The organism is Kitasatospora sp. NPDC096204, from assembly GCF_044763205.1.
Taxonomy (GTDB): Bacteria; Actinomycetota; Actinomycetes; order Streptomycetales; family Streptomycetaceae; genus Kitasatospora.
The window spans coordinates 332,945-355,051 of the sequence record NZ_JBIWFT010000004.1; the positions used below are offsets into that span (position 1 = coordinate 332,945).

Consider the following 22,107-nt stretch of genomic DNA (forward strand, 5'->3'; position numbering starts at 1 on the left):
GGCCGCTTCGAGGAGGAGATCCGCGCCTACAAGGCCCCACCGCCCGAGGTCTCCACCGAGCAGTACTACGAGACCGACCCGCACCAGCCCTACAAGCGCGGCTTCACCATCCAGAACATCTCCCCGCTGCCCATCACCTGGGCCGAACACGTCGTCGCCCAGGGCCACTGGGGCGCCGACCTGCGCACCTACCTGTCCGACTACGTCCACTGGGCCACCCTCGGCGCCATGGCCGAACTGCTGCCCCAACCGGACAACCGGGTCACCCTCGCCGAGGAGACCGACCGCCGCGGACGACGTGATCGCCGCGGCCACCTCCGCCGAGGACGTGTCCGCGACCAAACCGGCGCCCGACCTGGTCCGGGCCGCCCTGGAGCGCGCGGGCACCGGGCCCGAACACGCGGTCTTCGTCGGCGACACCGTCTGGGACGTCACGGCGGCGAACCGGGCACGGGTGGCGTGCGTCGCCGTGGAGAGCGGAGGCTTCGCCGCCCAGGAACTCCTCGGCGCCGGCGCCGCCGAGGTCCACCGCGACACCGGCGAACTGTTGGCCGACCTCGACCGCGGCCTGCTCGCCCGGCCCCCGGGCTGAGCCCCGCCGCGGCTGTCACCCGTCGGGCGGCCCGGCCAGGCGGGCCGCGCACTCCAGCAGCATGGCGTGCACGAACGCCTGCGGCAGGTTGCCCCGCTGCCGGCGCTGGGCGATGTCGTACTCCTCCGAGAACAGGCCCGCCGAGCCGCACAGCCCACGGGTGGCCTCGAACCAGCGGGCCGCCTCGACCGGGTCGCCCTGCTGGTGCTGGGCCAGTGCCATCAGGAAGCCGCACAGTACGAAGGCGCCCTCGGCCTCGGCGAGCGGGCGTTCGTCGTGCCGGAACCGGTAGGCGTAGTGCCCGTCGGTGAGTTCTCGGCGGCAGGCCCGCAGCGTGGCGACCGTGCGCGGGTCGTCGGCGGCCGGGGTGCCGCGGACGGGCGGGAGCAGCAGTGCGAGGTCGGGTGCCGGGTCGCCGGGGGAGCGCTGCCAGCGGCCCGAGGGATGCCGGGCGTGGCGGGAGGTGTGGGCGAGGATCCGGTCGGCCAGCGCGCTCCAGTCCGCGGCGAGCCCGTCCGGGACGCCGGCCGGTCCGGCGGCCCCGGGGCGGGCGATCGCGCGCAGTCCGGCGGCGCAGATCAGCCGGCTGTGGGTCCAGGCGCGCTCCTCCAACTCCCATATCCCGGCGTCCGGTTCGCGCCACCGCCGGGCGATGGTGGTGGCGGCGGTGCGCACCGCCGCGCGGGCGGAGGGGTCCAGCCGGTCGTGCTCGGCGGCGGCCGCGTACAGCAGCAGGGCCTCGCCGAAGACGTCCAGCTGGAACTGCCGGGTGATGTGGTTGCCGACCCGGTCGTGGCCGCCGGGGTAGCCGGGCAGGTCGACCGTGCGCTGGTCGGGCACGGGACCGCCGGTCACGGTGTACGCGGGGGCCAGCCGGGGGCCGTGCTCGTCGAGCCGCGAGGTGGTGAACCGCACCGCCTCGTCGAGGAGTCCGTACGGCCCGCAGGCGGCCACGGCCTGGCCGGCCAGGCACTGGTCGCGGATCCAGACGTAGCGGTAGTCGTAGTTGCGGCCGGCCGCGGCCCGTTCGGGCAGGCTGGTGGTCGCCGCGGCGACCATGCCGCCGCCGGTGGGGGAGGTGAGCCCGCGCAGCACGGCGTAGGAGAAGCGGGCGTCCCGGCCGTCGAGGGTGTGGCCGAGGTCGGGCACGGCCGCCCGCCAGGCCTGCTCGGTGGACCGCCAGGTGCGTTCCGGGTCCGGCGGCGGGCCGTCGAGGCGGTGGTCGGCGGCCTCCAGGACGAGGTCCAGCCGCTCGCCCGGGTGCAGGACGGTCTCGGCGGTGAGCCGGCCGTCCGGTGACGGGCGGGCCGCGTCGGCGCCCGTCCAGCGCAGCCGCAGCCTCCCGGTGCGCAGTCGCCAGCCGTCCGCCGTCCGGCGGGGTTCGCGGGTACGGCGTGGCCCGAAACCGGTCCCCGGCTCCAGGACCATCCGGAACCGGACCGGCGCGTACTCGACGGTCAGCCGGCGCAGCAGCACCAGCCGGTGCGGGTCCGCGGGCAGGGCCAGCGCCTCCCGGCACTCCAGGACGCCGTCCACGGTGATCCACCGGCCGCGGCGGACCAGCCCGCCGTCCTCGTAGTGGCCGCCCGGCACGAACCGGCCGACGGGCGTCACCGCGTACACGCCGCTGCCGCCGATCAGCCCGGCGAACAGCGGCTCGGAGTCCCAGCGGGGCGCACACAGCCAGGCGACCTCGCCGAACGGGCCCACCAGCGCGCCGCGCTCGCCGTCGGCGAGCAGGGCGTACTCGCGCAGGTTCCAGGGCGGGAAGGCCTTCACGGTGCACCGCCCGGGGCTCAGGCCACCTGCGGCAGGATCTGCTCGCGGTAGTAGTCGAAGAACCCCTCCTGCTCCTGGCCGATCTGGCCGACGTACACCTCGTCGAAGCCCGCGCCGACGTAGGCGCGCAGCCGGTCGGCGTGCTGCCGAGGATCGTCGCCGCAGACCACCGAGCGGGCCACCATCTCCTCGGTCACCAGCTCGGTGGCCTGCTCGAAGTGGCGGGGCGTGGGCAGCACCTGGGCGAGTTCGCCGGGCAGCAGTTCCGTCGGCCAGAGCCGGTGGACGGTCTTGACCGCCCGCTCACGCTCCTCCGACCAGCACACCTTCACCCCGCCGAGCACCGGCCCGGTGCCGCCGGCCGCACGGTAGCGGCCGACCAGTTCGGTGTCCGGGCTCATGGTGACCAGGCCGTCCGCGAACTCCGCGGCCCGTTCGGCCGCCCTCGGGCCGAAGGCCGAGACGTACACCGGCAGCCGTTCCGCCTTCGGGGGCGTGTAGAGCCGGGCGTTCTCCACCGTGTAGTGCGTGCCGTGGTGGGACACCGTGTCACCGGTGAACAGCTCACGCATCACCTCGACGGCCTCCTCCAGCATCTCCGCACGCACCGCGAACGGCGGCCAGCGGTCGCCCAGGACGTGCTCGTTGAGTGCCTCGCCGGTGCCGACGCCGAGCCGCAGCCCGCCCGCGAGCTGCACGTCCGCGGTGGCCGCGGCCTGCGCCGTCACGGCGGGGTGCAGCCGCACCGTGGGGCAGGTGACCAGGGTGGTCACCGGCAGCCGGACCACCTGTGACAGCGCGCCGATCACGCCCCAGACGAACGGGGCGTTGCCCTGGGCGTCGTTCCACGGGTGGTAGTGGTCGGAGATCGCCAGCCGGGTGAAACCGGCCCGCTCCGCCAGCCGGGCCTGATCGACCAGCTGGGCGGGGGTGAACTCCTCGCAGGACAGGAAGTAGCCGAACGCGGTCATGGCAGCCTCGGTTCGTCGGTCGGCCTGTGTCGGAGCGGCTTTCCGGACGGCGCGCCGCGAAACCTTGGCGTCGCGCGCGTGGTGGCCCCACCGGCCCGAGGGGCCGGTTGGCCCCGGCCGCGCGGGGTAGGCGCGCGGCATGGAGGACATCGGACCCCCGCCTGACGATCACGCCGCCGACGACGTGGACTCCCTCGACCTGTGCGACCACTGCGGACGCGCCGTCGCCCGCACCGAGCTGCTCGGTGCCCTGGTGCCGGACTCCTCCGCCCTGCACTCCACCCAACCCGAGCTGGACGGGAAGCGGGTCGTCCTGGCCTGTTCCGCGGAGCACCTGACCACCCTGATCGCGGACTACCGCCGCCGCCCCTTCGTCCCCGAGGAACAGTGGGCCGCCAAGGTCTGCCGCACCCTCGCCGGGTGCGACGAGCCCGTGCCGCTGAGCGTGGTCGCCCGCCTGAGCGGCCTCTCCGAGCGCCAGGCCGTGGAGGGCGTGGAGTGGCACAACGCCCGCGCCCGGGAGTGGCGGCGGCGCTACGGCGGCCGGGGCGACTGACCGGACGGCCCTTTTCCGCACGCAGTCTGGACAGGCTGTGCCCACCGAAATTCAGTGAGTTTCGAGCCTGCTACTGCAGGAATACCGAGGGGGCGGAAAGCGCGAAACGGCGGCTACGATGCCGCCGCCCTTGTCGGCCCCGCCGGAAGGCACTCGCGCGGGCGGACGACGGCGCCCCCGTCGGCCGCTGCGATGATGGTGCGCATGACCGACTCGGACACCCAGGGTGACGGCGTGCACCTGGACGACCTGCTGCGGGACGCCACCGGCACCGGAGCGCTGTGGCGGTTGACGGGCACCGAGCGCCAGCTCGACGCCAACGTGGTGCGGCTGCGGCCGGGCGCCTCCGTGGCCGACCACGTGGAACCCGACCTGGATGTCCTGGTGCTGGGTGTCGAGGGGGAGGGCACGCTGCGCTGCGAGGGCGTCGCGTACGACCTGCGCCCGGGCGACCTGCGGATGCTGCCGCACGGCGCCGCCCGGGGTGTGGCCGCCGGGCCCGAGGGCGTCGTCTACCTGACGGTGCACCGCCGACGCCCGGGGATGACCATCCGCCCGCGGCCCTGAGACTCGGGCACCCAGCCGAGCGGCTACGGCTCCAGCAGGTGGTCCAGGATCCGGCCGAAGACCACCCGCCCCGCCCGGGCGAGGACGGGGTCGAGCAGCCCGGGCAGGCCGGCGACCGTCAGCTCCTCCGTCCAGACCGCCGCACTGCCGCCGCCCACCGCCCGGACCCGCAGCTCGGCCCAGCCGCGCACCGGCCGGCCGCGCTTCACCAGCCGGCACAGCCCGTCCTGACCGGCGACCGGGCCGGATCCGGGCGCGGGTCCGGATCCGGGGACGACCAGTTCGGCGATCTCCATCGGATCGTCGAAGCGCAGCGGCCCGAGCGCTGTCCGGGCCAGGACGACGTCACCCACCTCCCGGCCGCTGCCCCGGACCACGGAGACCCGGGTGAACGGCACCCGATCCCCGTGCCGGGGCCAGGCCGTCAGCCGCTCCCAGCTCTCGGCGGGCGGCAGCGGCGTACGGCGGGTCAGGACGAAGCGGGCCATGGCCGCCACCCTAGAGCTTCCTCTGGCCGGCCGCCCGAGACTTCCCCGGCCGACCAGGCGCACGTCCGACGTCTTCCGGAAGTCGGCCGACCAGGCGCACGTCCGACGTCTTCCGGAAGTCGGCCTAGCCCAGCCACTCCAGGGTGAACTGGGTGGCGCGGTAGGAGTACTGGGCCACCACGGCGTCCCGCTCCCCGGGAGCCGAGACCGCGACGAAGTTGCCCGAGTGCTTCAGCTGGAGCAGCACGCGGTTGCGGTCGGCCGGGTCGCGGATGATCGAGAACTGCTGGTGGTCGGGGGGCGGGGAGCCGCAGTCGAAGGCGGCGAGCCACGAGGCGTCAAGCCGGCCGGCGTCCCCGATGCCCATGCAGAGGCGGCCGTTCCTGCGGTTCACCAGGGCGAAGGAGGCCGTGCTCCCCGAGCCGATGTAGCACAGGCCCCACTGCTGGTTGCTGCCGGTGTTCCATTCGTGCTGGATGATGATTCCGGGCATTGGGGTGGCCAGGCTCATGTCGAGGACGTTGTCGCTGCCCTGCGGGGTCGAGAACGGAGTCCTGATCCGGTAGTAGCCGTTCACGCAGACCCAGTCCTTCCGGCCCTCCCAATCATGGGTGTTCGTCTCCGGATCGAAGCCGGTCACCGTGGGGGCGGAGGCCGACGCGGAGGCCGACGCGGGGGCGGCGAGGACGGTGAGGGCGGCCGACGAGGCCAGGGCGGCGACGCCGAGGGCGCGCAGGGCCCTGGCGGCCGTTCGTCGCAGCGGGGTGGTCATGGGTTCCTCCGTCGGGATGCGGGCGGGCACGGTCAGCAGCCGACGAGGGTCTGGACGATCCGGCGTGCCGTTCCGGCGGGTTCGGGATAGGCGCAGGCGACCGAGCCGATCTCCGGGACCTCGTAGGTGGTGAACGTCCCGGGGCCGCTCGGCAGGGCGTTGACCCAGATGCCGGTGGTGGGGCCGGTCTCGGCGCAGATGAACTTGACGTACTGGCCCGTGACCTTGCGGGTCGCCCGGTAGAGGCCGTACTTCCCGGGGTCGTTGAAGTTCCAGGTGTTCGTCACGGTGGTCGACCTGGTGCTGGAGGTCGTCTTCGAGACCGAGAATCCGACCTTCGCCTCGACCTTGCCGAACAGGACGTTGGCGGAGGCGGTGATCTCGGTCTTGTTGTCGACGGTGGTGGTCACCGAGTCGATCTGGGTCAGGGTCTCGGAGCGCTGTCCGGTGGTACCCGGGGCGACGTAGACGCCGAGGTAGTCGGTGACCGTGGGGGTGACCTGCGAGGCGGTGATGTCCACCCAGGGCTGGTCCGTCGCCGGGTTGCACGTCGGTGTCGGCGGCCGGGAGTCGGCGTGGGCGGGGGCGGTGCCGAAGCCGAGCAGGCCCACGGCGAGCGCGGCGGTCGCCGTGGCGGCGAGCGTGCGCCGGCGGGCGGTGCGGGGGTCGGTCATCTGTTCTCCTCCGTGGTCCGGTCGATGGGCCGTGCGGGTGCGGGGGCGGGGCGCGGTGGAGGCCGCCCGGCCCGGTTGACGATCCTGCGCGAGGCCGTCACGAATTCCTCACGGTCGGCGCACGGCCGCGGCCGCCGGGCGCACAGCACGGGCCTTCCCGAGCGCCGGGGGCCGATAGTGGGTCGGTGCGCCCGAGTGGCGGTGTCGACCCGGCGAGGGCTTCCGGGCAGCAAGAAGCGACGGGGCGGCCCCGGGAGTGGGGCCGCCCCGCCGTGTACGGGGTCGGGGGTTACCGGGTGGCTCCGTTGGAGGCTTCCGACTGAGTCTGCCCGTTCGCGCCGTGCCCGTTCGCGCCGTGTCCGTTGGCGCCCGACCCGTTGCGGTCGGCGAGCGCGCCCGGCCCCGGCAGGTGGGCCTGCTGGTCCGGCGGGTAGAACTGCCGGGCCCAGTGCCGCATCGCGCCGATCGGCCCGTCGCCCTGGGCGAGCCGGGGCGGGGAGACGTACCGCTTGGTGGACCAGATCGGGAAGTCCGCCGAGGTGAACTCCAGGTTCCGCTTGAACATCGGGCCCGCCAGCATCCCGGTGACCGCCCGGCTGACGATCCGGGCGACGGCCGGCGGCAGCCCGGACGGCTCCGACATGACGAAGCGGCCCGCCTGCCGCAGCTGCATCCGGCCGGGCGCGACCTGGGTGGCCATGACCAGCGAGCAGATCTGCAGGCCGAGCGAGGGCGTGTGGACGTCGGTGTGGAGGGCGGTGAGGCCGTACCCGTCCACCTCGACGTGGACCTCGCGCATCCCGAGCAGCGGGAAGGTCTCCCGGACCAGCATCGAGATGTGGAAGCCGGTGCCGTCGAACTCCACCGGCGCCGCCAGCTCGCCCTGCGGCCAGCCGTGCAGGGTGATGAAGTGCCCCAGGTCGAAGGAGTTCTCCATGACGTCCTGGGCGTGGCCGGGCATCTCGAAGGAGGCGTACCGCAGAGGCTGCCGCCCGTCGCCGATCCGGTGCCAGGCGGGGATCTCCCAGTCCGGCTCCCGGCCGTCGTGGTGGCGCCAGACGAAGACCGACTCGTTGACCTCGCGCACCGGCAGCTGCGCCAGCGCCGCCTTGGGCGGCTGGGTGCCGTACCCGGTGCGCACGCAGCGGCCCTCGGCGTCGAAGGCGAACTTGTGGAAGGGGCAGACCAGGTCGTTGCCCTCGACCGAGGCCAGGCCGAGGTGGGCGCCCAGGTGCGGGCAGTACGGGCGGATCGCGCGGATGCGGCCGTTGCGCAGCCGGTACAGCACGACGTCCTCGCCCGCGAGCCGGCGGGTGAGGACGGTGCCGGGCTTGAGCTCGGCGGAGAAGGCGAGTGCGGACCAGCCGTCGGGATAGGGCAGTGCCGGTGGCAGGGCGATGTCGGCCGCGGTCGGACGGCTGCTGACGGGGTGGACGTGCTTGGACACGCGCATGAAGACTCCTGTCGGTCTGCCCGGCGCCGCCCCTCCCAGGCGATTAGCGCTCGAACAGAATGGAATTCAGATGCTATCCATGGATCGGGAGAACGTGCACGGACAACCTCCCTGATCTGCAACAAGTCTGATGATCCGTTAGAAATAGATACGCTTGAAAATTCGATGAGTTCAGGCCGGTCGGCCGCCCGTCCGCCTTGTGCGGGTCGGGTGCGCGAGCGTCCCCCGGCCGTGCGCTCGCTGCCGCCGTCGAGGCCGTCGGGCCGGTCCGGTGCGCTGGGGTGTGCGCCGGTGCGCCGGGTCGGTGCGTTCGGCCAATTCACGTGGTGAGACACGGAGTTGGCGATCCGGTCGGATGTGGTGGAGCATGGGCCGGGCCCGGTCTGTTGCGGTGCGCCTGCGCCGCGGCCGAGGCGCGCACAGCTGCTGGAGGAGGAGGCGGTCCGGTGACTCCGGTGGAACGTCCGTTTCTGGTCCGGGGGAAGGCGGTACCCCTGGCCAGGTACCTGGCGGAGGAGGACATCGAGGGCCTGGTGGCCTGTTCGTGCATCGGGAACGAAGTCAGCATCGAGCTCGCGGACATCAGGATCCTGGTGAGCCTGGTCGACGTCGCCGACGTGTTGCGGCTCAACTTCCACATGGTCCAGGACGGCCCGGCCAAGCCCCGTTCCTGGTCGCGCCGGCTGCCCGCCGGTACCGCTCCGCGCGAGACGGCGTCCCGGATAGCGCTGGACGTGCGGGCCCTGGAACGCGAACTGGCGCCGCTGCGTCGACGCCCGCCCCGGCCGGTGTCGACACCGACGGCGGCACCTGCGCCCGCGGCACCTGCGCCCGCGCCGACGTCCACACCTGCGCCCGCGCCCGCACCGACACCCGAGCAGCACCGTCCGAACTGAGCCGCCCGACGCGACACGGCCCGGCCCGGTTCCGGCAGCCCCCGCTGCCGGAACCGGGCCGCGTGCTGTTCCCGTCGGGCGGGTCAGCGCCCCCACGGGGAAAGGCAGTTGACCCGCACCACCCGGAGCGCCTCCTCCCACTTGTCGCGCGTAGAAACGTTCTTCCGGCGTATGCCTGGCCGTTGCCCGGTGCAGACGGTAGGGATCTGGTGGCGCTGCTACAACCGCAGCGCCCGACCTTTCTTGTCCGTGCTCACACACCGCCGGGTCGCGAGCCCGGACGGTGGTCAGGAGGAAGCCCCATGGGGAGCACCCCGAACCCCCGGATCAGCCCGAGAGCACCGCGAGTCCGGCGCCGGACGCTGGCGGCGGCCTCCGCCGCGGCCGTGGTGGCGGCGCTGGTGGCGCTGCCCGGCGGCGTCGCGCAGGCGGTGTCGTCCGACATCGTGATCAGTCAGGTGTACGGCGGTGGCGGCAACTCCGGCGCCCCGTACACCAACGACTTCGTCGAGCTGTACAACCGCGGCACCACGCCGGTGTCCGTCACCGGCTGGACGGTGCAGTACGCCTCGGCCACCGGCTCCGGCTGGACGAAGACCACCCTCTCCGGCTCGATCGCGCCGGGCCACTACTTCCTCGTCCAGGAGGCCGCCGGCGCCGGTACGGGCGCCGCCCTGCCGACCGCGGACGCCACCGGCACGATCGCCATGTCCGCGACCTCCGGCAAGGTCGCCCTCGTCACCAACGGCACCGCGCTGACCTGCTCCACGGCCTGCGCGAGCCAGCCCGGGGTGAGGGACTTCGTCGGCTACGGCACCGGCGCCGGCTCCGCCGAGGGCTCGCCGACCGGCAACCTGTCGAACAGCACCGCGGCCCTGCGCGCGGGCGGCGGCGCCACCGACACCGACAACAACGCGACGGACTTCGTGATCGGCGCGCCCGTGCCGCGCAACTCCTCCAACGGCGGGGGCGGTACCCCGAGCGGCACCCGGATCCACGACATCCAGGGCGCCGCCCGGGTCTCCCCGCTGGCCGGCGGCGCCGTCAGCGCGGTGCCCGGCGTGGTGACGGCCGTGGGCCCCAACGGCTTCTGGTACCAGGACCCGCAGCCCGACAACGACCCCGCCACCAGCGAGGGCATCTACGTCTACACCGCCGGCGCGCCCTCGGCCGCGGTCGGGGACTCGGTCACGGTCAGCGCCACCGTCAGCCAGTACCGGCCGGGCGGCACCGGCGGCACCAACAACCTGTCGATCACCGAACTGACCGCGCCCAGCGTCAGCGTGGTCGCCCACAACGCGCCGCTGCCCGCCGCCACCCTGGTCGGCCAGGGCGGACGGATACCCCCGTCCTCGGTCATCTCCAGCGTCACCTCCGGCGACGTCGAGACCGCCGGGAACTTCCAGCCCGCCACCGACGGCCTGGACTTCTGGGAGTCCCTGGAGGGCATGCGGGTCGAGATCGACAACGCGGCCGTCGTCGGCCCGACCAACTCCTACGGCGAGGTCCCCGTCGTCCCGCAGGGCAGCGGCACCCGCACCAACCGGGGCGGCATCCTGCTGCAGGCGAACGACGGCAACCCGGAGCGGGTCGTCCTCGGGAAGGCGCTCGCGCCGACCCCGATCGCCAACGTCGGTGACACCCTGAGCGGCGCCACCGTCGGCGTCCTCGACTACGCCTTCGGCAACTTCACCCTCCAGGTCACCGCGACCCCGGCGGTCACCCCCGGCAACACCGCCCCCGAGACCACCGCCGCGCCGACGGCCGGCCAGCTCGCCGTGGCCACCTTCAACGTGGAGAACCTCGCCCCGTCCGACCCGCAGAGCAAGTTCGACGGCCTCGCGGCGGGCATCGTCACCAACCTGCGCTCGCCCGACCTGGTCGCCCTGGAGGAGATCCAGGACAACAGCGGTGCCACCAGCGACGGCACGGTGAGCGCCACCCAGACCCTGGCCAAGCTCACCGCGGCCATCAGCGCGGCCGGCGGCCCCTCCTACTCCTACCGCGAGATCGACCCGGTGGACGGCCAGGACGGCGGGCAGCCCGGCGGCAACATCCGCCAGGTGTTCCTGTTCCGCACCGACCGCGGCCTCTCCTTCACCGACCGCCCCGGCGCCGGTTCCACCACCGCCGACTCCGTGGTGAACGCGGGCGGCACGCCGCAGCTGGCCTACTCGCCCGGCCGGATCGACCCGACCGACGCGGCGTTCAACTCCAGCCGCAAGCCGCTGGCCGGCGAGTTCCGCTGGAACGGCAAGCCGGTCTTCGTGATCGCCAACCACTTCAACTCCAAGGGCGGCGACCAGCCCCTGTTCGGCCGCTACCAGCAGCCGGCCCACCCCTCGGAGAGCCAGCGCCACGACCAGGCGACCCTGGTGAAGAACTTCACCGACCAGATCCTGGCGGTGGACCCGAAGGCCTCGGTCGTCGTGCTCGGGGACCTCAACGACTTCGAGTTCTCCCAGACCGCCGACATCCTCACCGCCGGCGGCTCGCTCACCGACCTGCCGCGCACCCTGCCGCTGCCCGAGCGCTACACCTACGTGTACGAGGGCAACTCGCAGGTGCTGGACCACATCCTGATCTCCGGCGCGCTCGCGGCCACCTCGTACAGCTACGACATCGTGCACATCAACAGCGAGTTCAGCACCCAGCTCAGCGACCACGACCCGCAGGTGGTGCGCATCCCGCTGCCGTAACGGTTCTCCCGGCGTCGCCGGACGGGGACCGGACGTACGGCCCGGTCCGGCGACACGTGCCTCGAAGCGACGACGGGAGCGGGAAGTCGGCCCGGCCGACTTCCCGCTCCCGTCCTTCGGTGCGGGACCGCTCAGCCGAGCAGTCAGCCGAGCAGGAGGAACTTGGTGGAGGTGGCGCTCCGGTAGGTGCTGCAGTCGTAGTTCTGGGTGGTCGTGCTGTACGTGAAGCCGCTGGGGACGTCACAGGCCCAGAGTCCGCTGTACGGCTTGCGGAGGTGGAAGGCGTTGGACTGGCCGCCGCCCGTGGTCATGTTGCAGGTGGTGCCCCAGACGAGGTAGTCGTAGGTGAACTCCGGGGTGCCCACGCAGGCGACCAGTCCGTCGACCGGCTTGCGCAGGTGGAACTGGTTGGACTGCACGCCCGCTATCTGGCTGCAGGCGCTGCCCCAGGTGATGGCGTCGTAGACGAAGCCGGACGCGCTCCTGCAGGCCGTCAGGCCGTCGTAGGGGGTCCGCAGGTGGAACTGCGGCGAGTTCCAGCTGCCGCCGCCGCTACAGCTGCGGTTCATCGACACCTGGTCGTAGACGTACCCGGCGGGGACGTCGCAGGCCCAGGCGCCGTCGAGGCTGGTGGTGGAGGTGGTGGAGGCGTTCGCGGAGGGCGCGGTGGCCGCGCCGCCCGTGAGCAGCAGGGCGAGGGCGGCCAGTGCGGCGAGCAGCAGGCGAACGGGGCGGGTGTGTGCGGTGGGCATGGTTCTCCCAGGGTCGTGGCCGGACACCAGGTGCGGCGCGGGAACATCGGGACATGCGGTACCGGGTGGGCCGGCAACCGGAGTTGCGGCCCGCCGAAGGTTCTAGCACGGCTCCGTCACGACCGCCCCACGAATCCGCCAAGTCGTGTGGATTCCGTGGAAGTTCGACCGGACCCCCGCCGCCGACACCGTCGGGGCGGGGGTCCGGTCGGGCGCCGGCCGACCGCGGCCGTCGACGCTGGTGCGCGGTACGACTGGTGCTGCGACGGTGCCTAGCGCGCCACCAGCCAGGACAGGCTCGCGGTCAGCTTCGCGCGCAGCGCCGGGTCCGCGACGGCCGGGGTCGGGTCGGTGGCGACGGCGGTGAGGGCGTGCGGCCGGGAGCGCGGCCCGGTCAGCTTGAGCTCGGCCAGGTCCAGCGAGGTGCGGTCGGCGAGCCGGGGCAGCTCCCGCCCGTCCAGGTACCAGCGCAGCCGGGTGCCGGCTACCGGGAGGTCGACGGTGAGGCGGTCGGCGGCGGTGAGCCGGCTGCCGGCGGGGGTGGGGCTGGTGAGCGGGGTGGCGTGGCGGTAGAAGCCCGCGATCATCGCCTCGCGCCCGGGCAGGTTGAACTCCCGTCCGAGCGAGCGCATGATCGAGTTCTCGGTCGGCCGGTAGAGCCCGGTGGGGTAGTAGCCGCCGCCCTCGTAGGTGCCGACCGTGCCGCCGTCCGGCGAGGCCTGGCCCAGCCAGCGTGCCCACTTGGTGCCCTGCTGCCGCATCCGCTCGGCGGTCAGCGTGCTGATGTTGGCCTCGGCGGGCTCGTCGCCCTGGTACGTCCCCTGGCCCTCGTACGCGTACTCGTCGGCCAGCTTGCCCAGCGAGTGCCCGATCTCGTGCACCGCGATCTGCCCGGACCTGGCGTTGCCGCCGGCCACGGTGGCGATCCCCTCGTAGCCGACCGGGGACTTGACGTCGTTGTAGCCGGCGCCGCCGTACTTCGCGGTGTTGGCCACCACGAGGACCAAGTCCGCCTGCGGGGCCCTGGCCGCGTACGACTCGACGGCCTTCTCGTCCACGCAGAGCAGCCGCTCCACGCCGTCGCACCAGAAGTACGAGCCCAGCGCGGTGTGCCGCACCGTCGCCTGGTCGGGGTCGCCGGTGACCCCGGACTCGGGCGAGACGGCCGACACCGCCCAGACGTTGAACAGCCCGCGGTAGGCCGCGTACGGCTCGACGGCGGTCAGCTCGCTCCACTTCGCGGTCGCGTCCGCGCGGAACTTCTCCTGCTCCTGTGCGGTGTAGCCGTCGCCGATCACCACGACGTCCAGCTTGGCGGCCGGCTCCCCGTTGTGGACCAGTGCCGTCACCTCGCCGTCGTTCTGGGCGGGTGCCACGCCCTGGGGGCGGCCGGCGAGGTAGGGGGAGCCGGCCGGGGCCTGGGCGCGGGAGATGCCGCCGTCCTCGGCGAACACCTCCACCTGGTGGACCGGGTGTGGCCCGTCCGCCGGACGGCCCCAGGCGGGCGCGGCCCCGAGGGCCGTTCCGGCGAGTACGGCGGCGAGCAGGGCGGTGGTGGTCCTGGTGGCGGTGGTCCTGGCGGTGGTGCGGTGCACGGGTGTCCTCCCGGGAAGCGGTCTGTGGCCTGCACCCTTCCCATGCCGAGAACCTGACAATCATGCGTCAGTTCGACCGGTCGGCCGAGCGGTGGAGGTGGTCGCGCCCGTCCGCGTCGGTGAACTCGACACCGAAGGACAGGCCCATCGCCTCCAGCGCCGCCAGGAGGGCGTCGATGCGGTCGGGGTCCACGAACCCGCTGAACGTCACGGGCTCCAGCGGCAGGAGCCGGAGTTCGGCGAACGCGCTCTCGACCTCGAACTCGGTCCACGAGGACCGCCGGACCCGCCAGCCGGCGCAGTGGAACCGTTCGGCCGCCCGCTGCGCGTCCACGGCCGAGAAGAGCGAACCCCAGACGTTGTCGGCGAGTTCGGCAGGGGCCACAGCAGGGGCCGCGGCACGGGCCGCGGCGGCGGCGTCCGGCCGTGGCCCGTCCGTTCCGGCGCTGGAGAAGTCCATGCCGGACGGTACCAGCCGGGAGGTTCACCGGTGCAGGGACGTCGGCCGGGGCGAGGCCTCACCGCCCCCGGGGGCCGGCCTCCTCCGGCGCGCGCAGGGCGTCCTCAACCAGCCTGCTCTCGGCCCCCGCCACCCGGACGACGTCCTTCTCGCTGTCCGCCTGGACGCCCGACAGTGAGAGCGCGACGCTGCGCCGGCCGTCGGCGGTGACACCGACGGAGCTGATCCAGCCGGCGTCGCCGCCCTCGTGGCCCCAGTACTCCCCGCCACCGGGCAGCCGGCGAGAGAAGAGCCCCAGCCCGGCGCGGGCACCCGGCATGAACCGCTCGAACGCCGCGCTGACCGGGACGGTCTGCTGCATCTGCGCCAGCTGAGCGGGCGCCAGGAGCCGGCCGCCGAGCAGGGCGCCGAAGAACCGGTTGAGATCGGCGGTGGTGGAGACGAGCCCGGCCTCCCCGTTGGTGCCCGGCCCGACCTGCTCGGTGACGTCCACGAACGGCTCGCCGGCCCGGAACCTCTGGTACGTCTCGGCGTGCGGCTGGGGCAGGGTGGGCGAGGTGCCCGGCCGGAAGGTGTGGTCGAGGCCGAGCGGCCGGGCGATCCGTTCCCCGACCTCCTCGTACCAGGGGCGCCCGGTGACCTTCTCGATGGCCATCCCGAGCAGGACGTAACCCGTGTTGCTGTAGTTCCAGCCCGTGTCGGGCCGGAAGTCCGGGCTGTGGCTCATCGCCCGGGCGACGATCTGCTCGGGCGTGTACGAGTCGTTCCGGTGCTCCCGGAAGTCCTCCGCCGAGGTGTAGTCCGGATAGTCGTCGTGGATGCCACTGGTGTGCCGGAGCAGTTGGCGGACGGTGATCGCGCGACCGTCGTTGCCGTTTCCGGACACCACACCGGGCAGCCACCGTTCGATCGGGTCGTCCAGGGAGAGCCTGTTCTCGCCGACGAGTTGCAGGGTCACGGTGGCCACGAAGGTCTTGGTGATGCTGGCGATCCGGAAGTACCCGTCCGGGGAGACCGACTGTCGTCCCGTCAGGTCGGCGACCCCGCTGGTGGCGGTCAGGGGCAGGCCGTCGGAGGTGGCCACACGGGCCTGTACGCCCGTGGCGCCGACCGCGGTGATCGCGTCGGCGTCGCGCTGGAGCCGCTGCTGGAGCCTGTGCTGGAGCCGGAGTTGGAGCTGGAGCCGGTCATGGTCGTCGTACGGCCGGGCGGCCGTCGCGCCGGGCGTGGCCATCGCGCCGGGCGCACCGGCGGAGAGGGCCAGGGCCACGACGGCGGCCAGCGTCAGGTTCCGTCGGGCCGGTCGGCGGCGTCGCCGTGGAGCGTGGATCGGTGAACTCGTCGTCTTCGCCGTGTTCGCCGTGTTCGTCGTGCTCGCCTTGTTCGTCATGGGCGTTGACGCTAGGTCCGGGGGAGACGGGCGGACGATACCGCTCACCGGTCGGAAAAGAGGGTAGTGGGCTGTAATGCCAGGCCCGGTTCCCATGGTCCAGACTTGGGCGAATGAACGACCAAGGGGCCGGTCGGCTGTCGGAGACCTGGCGTGGACTGGGCTACCTGCTGGGAAGCCTGTGCACCGCCGCGCTCGCCGTGCTCGCGCTGCCCGTACTCGCCGTCCCGGCAGCGGCGCGCGCCTGGGCGTCCTGGCACCGCCGCCACGCCGACCGGCTGCTGCGCTCCGCGCGCTCCGGCGCCGTCCGCGTCGGTCCGTGGCGGGTCCTCGGCTGGCTCTGCGTCTGCATCGTGACCAGCGTGGCCTTCGGACTCGTCGTGGTGCTCTGCGCGGGCAACGCGGTGACCACCGCCGTCACGGTGCCCCTGTGGTGGGCCCTGCCCGCGGGAACCCCCGCGGGCGGGTTCGCCGCCGGCGTCCCCCTGACCGGATGGGGGACGGCGCTGACCCTGGGCACCGCGCAAGCCGTCGCCTTCGCGGCGCTGACGTACTGGCTGGTCCCCCCGCTGGCACGCCTGCACGCCCGGACCTGCGTCGCCATGCTGTCCCCCTCGACCGCCGAGCGGCTGGCGCAGCGGGTGGAGACGCTGACCGGGACGCGGGCGGAGGCCATGAACGCCCACGGCGCGGAACTCCGCCGGATCGAACGCGACCTGCACGACGGCACCCAGGCCCGGCTGGTGGCCCTCGTGATGCGGCTGGGCGTGGCCCGCGAACTGCTGGAAGACGACCCCCGGCTGGTGTCCGGGCTCCTGGCGGAAGCCCACGAGAACGCCGAGGAGGCCATGGCGGAACTCCGCGCGGTGATCCGGACGATCCACCCGCCGATCCTCGCCGACCGCGGCCTCGCCGGGGCGCTGACCGCGCTGGCCGCCCGCTCGGCGATCGACACCACCCTCGACCTCGAAGACCCCGAAGACCCCGAAGACCCCGAAGACCCCGACGGCCTCGCCGCCCACGGCGCCGCCCCCGCCGCGGTCGAGGCCGTCGCCTACTACACGATCGCCGAGGCGCTCACCAACGCCGCCAAGCACAGCCGGGCCACCCGCAGCACCGTCCGCGTCGCACGCGACGGCGACCGGCTGGCGATCGAGGTCACCGACGACGGCGTCGGCGGCGCCGACGAGACACTGGGCACCGGCATCGCCGGAATCCGCCACCGCGTCCTGGCGCTCGACGGCACCGTCCGCCTCCACAGCCCGGCCGGCGGACCGACCACGATCACGGTGAGCCTGCCGTGCGGATCGTGATCGCCGAGGACAACGTCCTGTTGTCCAGCGGGCTGGAACTCCTGCTGACCGCCAAGGGCTTCGAGGTCGTCGCGATCACCGAGGACGCCCCCGGCTTCGCCGCCGCCGTCGCCGAACACCGCCCGGACGTCACCATCGTCGACGTCCGGCTCCCGGCCGACCTTCCGCGACGAGGGCATCCACGCCGCCATCCGCGCCCGCCGTCTGCACCCCGGACTGCCCGTACTCGTCCTCTCCCAGTACGTCGAGCGGCAGTACGCAGGCGAGCTGATCTCCGACGGCCGCGGCGGCGTCGGCTACCTCCTCAAGGACCGGGTCGGCCGGGTCAGCCAGTTCACCGACGCACTGCGGCGGGTCGCGGCCGGCGAGACCGTCATGGACCCCGAGGTGATCGGGCAACTCCTCACCCGCCCCGCCCACGACCCGATCGCCGCCCTCACGCCACGCGAACGCGAAGTCCTCGCCCTGATGGCCGAAGGCCAGGACAACACCACGATCGCCGCCCGCCTCGTCATCACCGACAACGCCGTCCACAAGCACATCGGCCACATCTTCGCCAAGCTCGGCCTCGCGCCGGCCGACAGCGGCCACCGCCGCGTCCTCGCCGTCCTCAGCTACCTCAGCCGCCACTGAGGAGGCCGCGTGGGGACCGTACGCCGTCTCGCCGTCCGGCAGTTGATAGCGTGACCGCCGTGACGGACGAAGTGGCAGAACTGTTCCTGACCCCCGGCGAGCGGGCCCGGGGAGTCGGCGTCGACAGCGTGATGTTCACGATGGACTGGACCGGCGAGGACCACCCGGGCGCGCTGGCGGCGTTCGCGGCCGACCGGGTACGGGCCTTCGGCGCCGAGCCGACCGGCGTCGACACCGAGGCCTCCGACACCGAGGCCTTCGACGCCGGCGGGGTCGACCGCGCGGTCGAGAGCGACCCGACGCCGCGCCGCGGCGATCTCCCGGTCCGCCGGCTCGACCACCTGTCCGGCGTGCTGGCGGAGCTCGGCTTCACCCTCGCGGTGTGGGACGACGGCACCGACACCTACGAGCTCCTGGTCGCCCCCACCGGCGAGCGCGAGCCGACCGGACTGCTGTACCGGGGCCTGCCGGTACGGCCCTGGGGCGCGGCACCCGAAGCGGCCCTGGTCAGCCTGGACTGCCCGGACTGCTCGCAGATGCTGGTCTGGGACCTGCCCCCGGCCGAGACCCTGGCCGACGAGCACTGCGACTGCGGAACCGCCCTGTTCGACGCCACCGGCAGCCCGCTGCCCGGCGTGACACTGTACGACTGAGCCCGGCGGCTTCGCACGGTGAATATCCCGTCGCGGAAACGTCCTCGCGTTGATGGGATGGAGACATGACCTCCCCTCACACCGGAGCGGCCGACATCGTCGTATCCGTTCACGTCCGCGATCTGACGCCCGCCGACCTGCCGTACTGCACCTGGTCCGGGTCCGCGGCCCATCTGCGCCAGGTCGCCCGCGAGTTGGCCCGGGCGGAGGCCGGCGAGGTGGACTACCTGGCCGTCCGCACCGCGGCCGGCCTGCCCGTGGCGATCGGTGGCGTCGACTACCGCGTCTCCCCGGGCGCGGGCACGCTCTGGCAGCTGGCCGTGCTCCCGGCCCTCCAGTCCTGCGGCCTCGGTTCGTTGCTCGTCCGGGCCGCGGAGGACCGCATCCGGGCGCGGGGTCTGCGGCGCGCCGAACTCGGTGTGGAGGACGACAACCCCCGGGCCCGCGCGCTCTACGAGCGACTCGGGTACACGGCTTTCGACCGGAAGCCCGACGCGTGGGACGAGGAGGCGCCCGACGGCTCGATCCGCAGGTACGAGACCATGTGCACGCTCCTGCGCAAGGACCTGGCGTAGGGGCTCACTCTCCGCCGCAACCGCCTCCGCAGCTGCTCCCGCAACTGCTTCCGCAGCCCGAGTGGCCGCCTCCGTGGCCCCCGCCGCCGTCGCTCCCGTTCCAGCCTCCGCCGCTGTCCCCGCTTCCGCTCGTGTAGCGCGACTTCCGGTCCGCGTTGTCGCGGCGCCGCATCCAGGCGGCGATCCTGAAGACGATCACGACGATGGCGACGATGACGATGAAGCCCATGAAGTTCATCCGAGTGCTCCCCCCGTGACGTGCCGCACGATGTGCGTCGTGGACGGCTGAACGGCCTTCGCGTGTCGCGCTCGTGGAGTCCGCGGGCGGCGGGATCAGCCGCGCCAGGACTGTCCGATACCGGCGGCGGTACTTCATTGTGCTCGTTGGGACTGACACCGAAACTCCGGGGCGGCCGGAGTAATGATCACCTAAAGAACGGAGAGACGCTGCCGAAACACCGTGACTGGTGAGGTGGGTACCGCAGACGGCCACAAGGGGCGTCTACGGAAGGACAGAGATCATGAACCTCAGCTGGAACCTTCGCCGCAAGACCACCCTCGTCCTCGGTGGCGGGGCACTCACCGCGCTCGCGGTGTGCGGCGTCGCCACCGCGCAGAGCCCGGACGGCGGCAGCGAGCCGTCCGGTGGTGCGGGCACGTACGCGACCATGGACAAGGACGGCCACGCGACCTTCAGTGACACCGACCCGTCCGCGGGCAAGGACGGCGTCCCCGCCCAGCCCTCCGGTGGTGAGGGCAAGTACGCGACCATGGACAAGGACGGTCACGTGACCTTCAGTGACACCGACCCGTCCGCGGGCAAGGACGGCGTCCCCGCCCAGCCCTCCGGTGGTGCGGGTAAGTACGCTACGGTGAACAAGGACGGTCACGTGACCTTCAGTGACACCGATCCCTCCGTGGGCAAGGACCGCGCTCCCGCCCAGCCGGTCCAGAAGTAGGACGTTTCCGGTCGCCAGGGTCGTCGGCGTTCGGATCCACGACCACGGCCCCGGTGACCACGCGCTGACGCCGGAGTGGCGCCACCTCCCGTCCGGGGAGGTGGCGCCACCCGTGCGATGTGCCGCAGTGAGGGCCGACTGACAGCGACGACACCGCGGCACGCCGCCGACTCGGGCCGCCGCGACCGCCCCGGCTGCCGTGGCCGCCCCGGCCGCTCCGGCCGCCGTCGCGGCGCTCCGGGCGGGCCGCGTGGGTGTCGGGGTGTGTCCTGGTCCGGTGAGAGATGGAGGGTTGCGGGATGCGGGTGCTGGTGGCCGAGGACGAGCCCGTCCTGGCGAGGATGTTGGGCACGGGGTTGCGTCGTGAGGGCATGGCGGTGGACGTGGTGCTCGACGGGGATGCGGCCCGTGATCTGACGGAGTTGACCGACTACGACGTTCTCGTCCTGGACCGCGACCTTCCGGGTGTGCACGGCGACACACTGTGCCGCTCGCTGGTCGCCTCCGGCGCACGGACCAGGATCCTGATGCTCACGGCCGCCGGAACGCTGCACGACCGGGTCCGCGGCCTGGGCCTGGGGGCGGACGACTACCTGTGCAAGCCGTTCGAGTTCCCCGAGCTCGTCGCCCGCGTCCAGGCCCTGGGCCGCCGGATCGCCCCCGCCACGCCGCCGCGCCTGCGCCGCGCCGGCATCACCCTGGACACCGTCCGTCACCGCGCCGAACGCGACGGCCGCACGCTGTCCCTCACGACGAAGGAGTTCGGGGTGCTGCGCGTGCTGATGGAGGCCGACGGGGGAGTGGTCAGCGCGGAGGAGCTGCTGGAACGAGTCTGGGACGCGCACGCGGACCCGTTCACCGGCGCCATCCGCGTCACCATGAGCAGACTCCGCGGCAAACTCGGCACCCCCGACCCGATCCGCACACTCCCCGGCACCGGCTACGCACTGTGCTGAAACACCGCACCATCCGCACCCGCATCGCCGTCGTCTTCGGGACCGCCTTCCTCAGCCTCGGCGCCCTCCTGCTGACCGCCGTCTACCTGCTCACCCGGCACGGCACCGACGCCCTCGCCGCGCGGATCGCGCACTCGGCCGGCCAACCCGCCGCCATGGCGCCGGCCCAACCCGCCACCGGCCACGCCTCACCGGGTACGACGGTGTTCAGCGCGGACGGGACCATCGCCACCACGGTCAGCCGGCAGGTCACCGACGCCGCGGCCCAACAGCAGCTCCTGTGGTCCCTCGCGGCCCTGGCCGTGGCCGCCGCCCTGGCCGCCCTGGTCGGCTGGTGGACCGCCGCCCGCCTCCTGAGGCCCGTACACCGGATGACCACCACCGTCCGCCACATCGGCGCGGCCAACCTCCACCAGCGCCTGGAGACCACCACCCCCCACGACGAGATCACCGCCCTCGCCGACACCTTCAACGCCCTCCTGGACCGCCTGGAGACCTCCTTCGACGCCCAGAGCCGTTTCATCGCCAACGCCTCCCACGAGCTGCGCACCCCACTCGCGATCCAACGCAGCCTGATCCAGGTCGCACTCCACGATCCCGAACCGGCCGAACTCGACCAGATCCGCGACGACCTGCTCGACGCCAACCGCCGCAGCGAGAAACTCATCGACGGCCTGCTCCTGCTCGCCCAAGGCCGACACGGCCCGGAAACCCGCGAAAGCGTCGACTGGACCGCACTCGTCACCCGCGAGACCGACGCCGCCGCCGACGCCGCACACACCGCACAGGTCACCATCCACCTCACCCAGCGGCCCGCCACCACCCACGGCGACCCGGTCCTGCTCGCCCACCTGGCCCGCAACCTGATCACCAACGCCGTCACCCACAACCACCCCGGCGGCACCGTGCACATCCATGTCGACGAGGACGGGCTCCGGATCCACAACACCGGACCGCGACTGGACGACGCGACCGTCGCCGAACTCCTCGAACCCTTCCGACGCGGCCCCCGCCCCCGGCTGAACACCCCCGCCGGCGGATCCGGCCTGGGCCTGTCCATCGTCCAGGCCATCGCCACCGCCCACCACGCCACCCTCACCGTGCAAGCCAACCCCGACGGCGGCCTCACCACCCACATCCGCCTGCCCGGTCCGACTGCCGCCGTCGCATAGCCGATCAGATGCGCGAGCCCTGGCAGCCCCCGTTCGCCGACGACACCGACGACGAGTCGATCCGCCGCGTCCTCACCACCGCCTGGGCCCGTGACGACGTCCTCTGCAGTAGGCCCACCCCTTCCGGTGCCCGTCCGCATCCCGCCGGGCGGGCACTTGTCGTGGTGCCTGCGTTGTTGCGGCTGCGTTTGGGAGCCCTGGG

General features: G+C 73.1%; 22 protein-coding genes and 1 pseudogene. 12 read left to right on the top strand and 11 right to left on the bottom strand.

Annotated elements, in window-relative coordinates; genetic code table 11:
• Nucleotides 1-328 precede the first annotated feature (328 nt).
• Nucleotides 329-592 carry an HAD family hydrolase gene (locus ACIQ87_RS06885; RefSeq protein ID WP_402402753.1) on the top strand — a complete coding sequence of 88 codons (264 nt, stop codon included), beginning with the start codon at nucleotides 329-331 and terminating at the stop codon, nucleotides 590-592.
• Nucleotides 593-607: 15 nt separating this feature from the next.
• On the opposite strand, the gene ACIQ87_RS06890 is transcribed toward ACIQ87_RS06885, so the two are convergent.
• The gene (locus ACIQ87_RS06890; protein ID WP_402402639.1) at nucleotides 608-2,371 is read right to left on the bottom strand and encodes a glycoside hydrolase family 15 protein; all 1,764 of its coding nucleotides are present in this window, start codon (nucleotides 2,369-2,371) and stop codon (nucleotides 608-610) included.
• A 17-nt stretch (nucleotides 2,372-2,388) separates the two neighbouring features.
• Nucleotides 2,389-3,342, bottom strand: a complete 954-nt coding sequence (locus ACIQ87_RS06895) for a TIGR03557 family F420-dependent LLM class oxidoreductase (RefSeq protein ID WP_402402642.1) — start codon at nucleotides 3,340-3,342, stop codon at nucleotides 2,389-2,391.
• A 139-nt stretch (nucleotides 3,343-3,481) separates the two neighbouring features.
• On the opposite strand from ACIQ87_RS06895, the gene ACIQ87_RS06900 reads away from it, so the two are divergent.
• Together ACIQ87_RS06900 and ACIQ87_RS06905 are read left to right on the top strand one after the other, a co-directional pair.
• Nucleotides 3,482-3,898, top strand: coding sequence for a hypothetical protein (locus ACIQ87_RS06900; RefSeq protein ID WP_402402645.1), 417 nt, complete (start codon nucleotides 3,482-3,484; stop codon nucleotides 3,896-3,898).
• A gap of 204 nt (nucleotides 3,899-4,102) precedes the next feature.
• Complete coding sequence (locus ACIQ87_RS06905) at nucleotides 4,103-4,465, top strand: cupin domain-containing protein (protein WP_402402648.1); 363 nt, start codon at nucleotides 4,103-4,105, stop codon at nucleotides 4,463-4,465.
• A gap of 23 nt (nucleotides 4,466-4,488) precedes the next feature.
• Here ACIQ87_RS06905 and ACIQ87_RS06910 read toward each other — a convergent pair whose 3' ends face one another.
• From ACIQ87_RS06910 to ACIQ87_RS06925, 4 genes are all read right to left on the bottom strand, one after another.
• On the bottom strand, nucleotides 4,489-4,953 hold the full coding sequence (locus ACIQ87_RS06910; protein ID WP_402402651.1) for an SRPBCC family protein: 465 nt from the start codon (nucleotides 4,951-4,953) through the stop codon (nucleotides 4,489-4,491).
• Nucleotides 4,954-5,077: 124 nt separating this feature from the next.
• Nucleotides 5,078-5,725 carry an RICIN domain-containing protein gene (locus ACIQ87_RS06915; RefSeq protein ID WP_402402654.1) on the bottom strand — a complete coding sequence of 216 codons (648 nt, stop codon included), beginning with the start codon at nucleotides 5,723-5,725 and terminating at the stop codon, nucleotides 5,078-5,080.
• 32 nt (nucleotides 5,726-5,757) lie between these two features.
• Nucleotides 5,758-6,399 carry a hypothetical protein gene (locus ACIQ87_RS06920; protein WP_402402657.1) on the bottom strand — a complete coding sequence of 214 codons (642 nt, stop codon included), beginning with the start codon at nucleotides 6,397-6,399 and terminating at the stop codon, nucleotides 5,758-5,760.
• Nucleotides 6,400-6,688: 289 nt separating this feature from the next.
• Complete coding sequence (locus tag ACIQ87_RS06925) at nucleotides 6,689-7,852, bottom strand: Rieske 2Fe-2S domain-containing protein (RefSeq protein ID WP_402402660.1); 1,164 nt, start codon at nucleotides 7,850-7,852, stop codon at nucleotides 6,689-6,691.
• A 455-nt stretch (nucleotides 7,853-8,307) separates the two neighbouring features.
• Here ACIQ87_RS06925 and ACIQ87_RS06930 point away from each other — a divergent pair, with 455 nt between their 5' ends.
• Both ACIQ87_RS06930 and ACIQ87_RS06935 read left to right on the top strand, forming a co-directional pair.
• Nucleotides 8,308-8,748, top strand: a complete 441-nt coding sequence (locus ACIQ87_RS06930) for a hypothetical protein (protein WP_402402663.1) — start codon at nucleotides 8,308-8,310, stop codon at nucleotides 8,746-8,748.
• Nucleotides 8,749-9,050: 302 nt separating this feature from the next.
• The gene (locus ACIQ87_RS06935) at nucleotides 9,051-11,447 is read left to right on the top strand and encodes a lamin tail domain-containing protein (protein ID WP_402402666.1); all 2,397 of its coding nucleotides are present in this window, start codon (nucleotides 9,051-9,053) and stop codon (nucleotides 11,445-11,447) included.
• A gap of 143 nt (nucleotides 11,448-11,590) precedes the next feature.
• Here ACIQ87_RS06935 and ACIQ87_RS06940 read toward each other — a convergent pair whose 3' ends face one another.
• The 4 genes from ACIQ87_RS06940 to ACIQ87_RS06955 all read right to left on the bottom strand — a co-directional run bounded on the left by ACIQ87_RS06940 (nucleotide 11,591) and on the right by ACIQ87_RS06955 (nucleotide 15,644).
• Nucleotides 11,591-12,199, bottom strand: coding sequence for a hypothetical protein (locus ACIQ87_RS06940; protein WP_402402669.1), 609 nt, complete (start codon nucleotides 12,197-12,199; stop codon nucleotides 11,591-11,593).
• Nucleotides 12,200-12,471: 272 nt separating this feature from the next.
• Nucleotides 12,472-13,794 (bottom strand): M64 family metallopeptidase, encoded by a 1,323-nt coding sequence (locus tag ACIQ87_RS06945; RefSeq protein WP_402402672.1) that lies wholly within the window; start codon nucleotides 13,792-13,794, stop codon nucleotides 12,472-12,474.
• Between the two features lie 67 nt (nucleotides 13,795-13,861).
• Entirely contained in the window at nucleotides 13,862-14,254 is a 393-nt protein-coding gene (locus tag ACIQ87_RS06950; protein WP_402402674.1) for a hypothetical protein, read from the bottom strand.
• A gap of 58 nt (nucleotides 14,255-14,312) precedes the next feature.
• Nucleotides 14,313-15,644, bottom strand: coding sequence for a serine hydrolase domain-containing protein (locus tag ACIQ87_RS06955; protein WP_402402677.1), 1,332 nt, complete (start codon nucleotides 15,642-15,644; stop codon nucleotides 14,313-14,315).
• A 113-nt stretch (nucleotides 15,645-15,757) separates the two neighbouring features.
• Between ACIQ87_RS06955 and ACIQ87_RS06960 the strand changes: the two genes are divergently transcribed.
• The 4 genes and pseudogenes from ACIQ87_RS06960 to ACIQ87_RS06975 all read left to right on the top strand — a co-directional run bounded on the left by ACIQ87_RS06960 (nucleotide 15,758) and on the right by ACIQ87_RS06975 (nucleotide 18,818).
• Nucleotides 15,758-16,957 (top strand): sensor histidine kinase, encoded by a 1,200-nt coding sequence (locus ACIQ87_RS06960; protein WP_402402680.1) that lies wholly within the window; start codon nucleotides 15,758-15,760, stop codon nucleotides 16,955-16,957.
• Nucleotides 16,945-17,590: pseudogene (locus tag ACIQ87_RS06965) on the top strand (LuxR C-terminal-related transcriptional regulator). Before ACIQ87_RS06960 ends, ACIQ87_RS06965 begins: the two are co-directional and overlap by 13 nt.
• A gap of 59 nt (nucleotides 17,591-17,649) precedes the next feature.
• On the top strand, nucleotides 17,650-18,243 hold the full coding sequence (locus tag ACIQ87_RS06970) for a hypothetical protein (protein WP_402402683.1): 594 nt from the start codon (nucleotides 17,650-17,652) through the stop codon (nucleotides 18,241-18,243).
• A gap of 65 nt (nucleotides 18,244-18,308) precedes the next feature.
• Nucleotides 18,309-18,818 (top strand): GNAT family N-acetyltransferase, encoded by a 510-nt coding sequence (locus ACIQ87_RS06975; protein WP_402402686.1) that lies wholly within the window; start codon nucleotides 18,309-18,311, stop codon nucleotides 18,816-18,818.
• Between the two features lie 4 nt (nucleotides 18,819-18,822).
• Here ACIQ87_RS06975 and ACIQ87_RS06980 read toward each other — a convergent pair whose 3' ends face one another.
• The gene (locus ACIQ87_RS06980; RefSeq protein ID WP_402402688.1) at nucleotides 18,823-19,056 is read right to left on the bottom strand and encodes a hypothetical protein; all 234 of its coding nucleotides are present in this window, start codon (nucleotides 19,054-19,056) and stop codon (nucleotides 18,823-18,825) included.
• Nucleotides 19,057-19,339: 283 nt separating this feature from the next.
• Between ACIQ87_RS06980 and ACIQ87_RS06985 the strand changes: the two genes are divergently transcribed.
• From ACIQ87_RS06985 to ACIQ87_RS06995, 3 genes are all read left to right on the top strand, one after another.
• Nucleotides 19,340-19,777 (top strand): hypothetical protein, encoded by a 438-nt coding sequence (locus ACIQ87_RS06985; RefSeq protein WP_402402691.1) that lies wholly within the window; start codon nucleotides 19,340-19,342, stop codon nucleotides 19,775-19,777.
• A gap of 299 nt (nucleotides 19,778-20,076) precedes the next feature.
• Nucleotides 20,077-20,733: a response regulator transcription factor gene (locus ACIQ87_RS06990; protein WP_402402694.1), complete on the top strand. Its 657-nt coding sequence runs from the start codon at nucleotides 20,077-20,079 to the stop codon at nucleotides 20,731-20,733.
• Nucleotides 20,727-21,905 (top strand): ATP-binding protein, encoded by a 1,179-nt coding sequence (locus ACIQ87_RS06995; RefSeq protein ID WP_402402697.1) that lies wholly within the window; start codon nucleotides 20,727-20,729, stop codon nucleotides 21,903-21,905. The genes ACIQ87_RS06990 and ACIQ87_RS06995 overlap by 7 nt, the downstream gene beginning before the upstream one ends.
• The last annotated feature ends 202 nt before the right edge of the window (nucleotides 21,906-22,107 follow it).

Bases quoted from the DNA above. Each gene is read 5' to 3' on its own strand.
- ACIQ87_RS06895 (WP_402402642.1), bottom strand. From the start codon at position 3,342: ATGACCGCGTTCGGCTACTTCCTGTCCTGCGAGGAGTTCACCCCCGCC.
- ACIQ87_RS06900 (WP_402402645.1), top strand. From the start codon at position 3,482: ATGGAGGACATCGGACCCCCGCCTGACGATCACGCCGCCGACGACGTG.
- ACIQ87_RS06905 (WP_402402648.1), top strand. From the start codon at position 4,103: ATGACCGACTCGGACACCCAGGGTGACGGCGTGCACCTGGACGACCTG.
- ACIQ87_RS06910 (WP_402402651.1), bottom strand. From the start codon at position 4,953: ATGGCCCGCTTCGTCCTGACCCGCCGTACGCCGCTGCCGCCCGCCGAG.
- ACIQ87_RS06915 (WP_402402654.1), bottom strand. From the start codon at position 5,725: ATGACCACCCCGCTGCGACGAACGGCCGCCAGGGCCCTGCGCGCCCTC.
- ACIQ87_RS06920 (WP_402402657.1), bottom strand. From the start codon at position 6,399: ATGACCGACCCCCGCACCGCCCGCCGGCGCACGCTCGCCGCCACGGCG.
- ACIQ87_RS06925 (WP_402402660.1), bottom strand. From the start codon at position 7,852: ATGCGCGTGTCCAAGCACGTCCACCCCGTCAGCAGCCGTCCGACCGCG.
- ACIQ87_RS06935 (WP_402402666.1), top strand. From the start codon at position 9,051: ATGGGGAGCACCCCGAACCCCCGGATCAGCCCGAGAGCACCGCGAGTC.
- ACIQ87_RS06940 (WP_402402669.1), bottom strand. From the start codon at position 12,199: ATGCCCACCGCACACACCCGCCCCGTTCGCCTGCTGCTCGCCGCACTG.
- ACIQ87_RS06950 (WP_402402674.1), bottom strand. From the start codon at position 14,254: ATGGACTTCTCCAGCGCCGGAACGGACGGGCCACGGCCGGACGCCGCC.
- ACIQ87_RS06955 (WP_402402677.1), bottom strand. From the start codon at position 15,644: ATGACGAACAAGGCGAGCACGACGAACACGGCGAACACGGCGAAGACG.
- ACIQ87_RS06960 (WP_402402680.1), top strand. From the start codon at position 15,758: ATGAACGACCAAGGGGCCGGTCGGCTGTCGGAGACCTGGCGTGGACTG.
- ACIQ87_RS06975 (WP_402402686.1), top strand. From the start codon at position 18,309: ATGACCTCCCCTCACACCGGAGCGGCCGACATCGTCGTATCCGTTCAC.
- ACIQ87_RS06980 (WP_402402688.1), bottom strand. From the start codon at position 19,056: ATGAACTTCATGGGCTTCATCGTCATCGTCGCCATCGTCGTGATCGTC.
- ACIQ87_RS06985 (WP_402402691.1), top strand. From the start codon at position 19,340: ATGAACCTCAGCTGGAACCTTCGCCGCAAGACCACCCTCGTCCTCGGT.
- ACIQ87_RS06990 (WP_402402694.1), top strand. From the start codon at position 20,077: ATGCGGGTGCTGGTGGCCGAGGACGAGCCCGTCCTGGCGAGGATGTTG.